The organism is Actinocorallia libanotica (assembly GCF_039525175.1).
Taxonomy (GTDB): Bacteria; Actinomycetota; Actinomycetes; order Streptosporangiales; family Streptosporangiaceae; genus Actinocorallia; species Actinocorallia libanotica.
Window position 1 is genome coordinate 1 of the sequence record NZ_BAAAHH010000080.1, and the last position, 767, is coordinate 767.

At 79.3% G+C, this 767-nt stretch carries 1 pseudogene; it reads right to left on the reverse strand.

Going from position 1 to position 767, the window contains the following annotated elements:
* Positions 1-684 (reverse strand): annotated as a pseudogene (locus ABD140_RS39210) (hypothetical protein); the annotation flags it as partial.
* Positions 685-767 lie beyond the last annotated feature (83 nt).

Genomic DNA, 767 nt, shown 5'->3' on the forward strand with positions numbered 1-767 from the left:
CTGCGGGGTCTCGGACGCCGCGGCCTCGGCCGCCGTGCCCGCCGCGGTCCCGGCCTCGCCCTCCGCGGGCTCGGCGGCGCGGCGCATGCGGGTCCGGGTGCGCTTGACCGGCTCCAGCGCGGCGGCGGCCTCCAGGACGGCCTCGGCCGCGCCGGTCAGCTCGTGCAGGTCGTCCAGCGGTTCGGCGAGCTCGGTGTCGGGGCCGAGTTCGGCGGCCTCCTCGGCGTCGAGGTCCTCCGGCTCCGGCGGCGGACCCGCCGGACGCGCGGCGCGCCGCTCGGTGCGCACCTCCACCACGGCCGGAGCCGGCTTCTCGGCTCCTCCGGCGGCTTCCGGCGCGCTCTTCTCGGCGGCGGGCTCCACGGCCCGCGCGGCGGGGACCGTGACCACGGCGGGCACGTCCTCGGCCTCCGGCGGCGGACCCGCCGGACGCGCGGCGCGCCGCTCGGCGCGCACGGGGGCCGCCACGGGCTCCTCGTCCGCCTTGTCGGCTTCTTCCAGCTCTGCAACGGTCTCCGGGGCGGCCGGAACGGCCGAGGCCGGGACCGTCACCACCGGGGGCAGGTCCTCCTCGGGCTCGGGCGGCGGGCCCGCGGGCCGTGCCGCCCTCCGGCGTCCGGCCGCTTTCGTGCCGGAAGCCCCATCTGTCACATTTTCGATCGGTTCGTTGTCGTTGTCGAGCATTCGGGCAGTCTCCCGTCAGGCTCCCGGGCAGCACCGAGGCCCCCCGCGGCCGTGCCGCGGGCGGAGCTCAGGGTGCGCCGCAC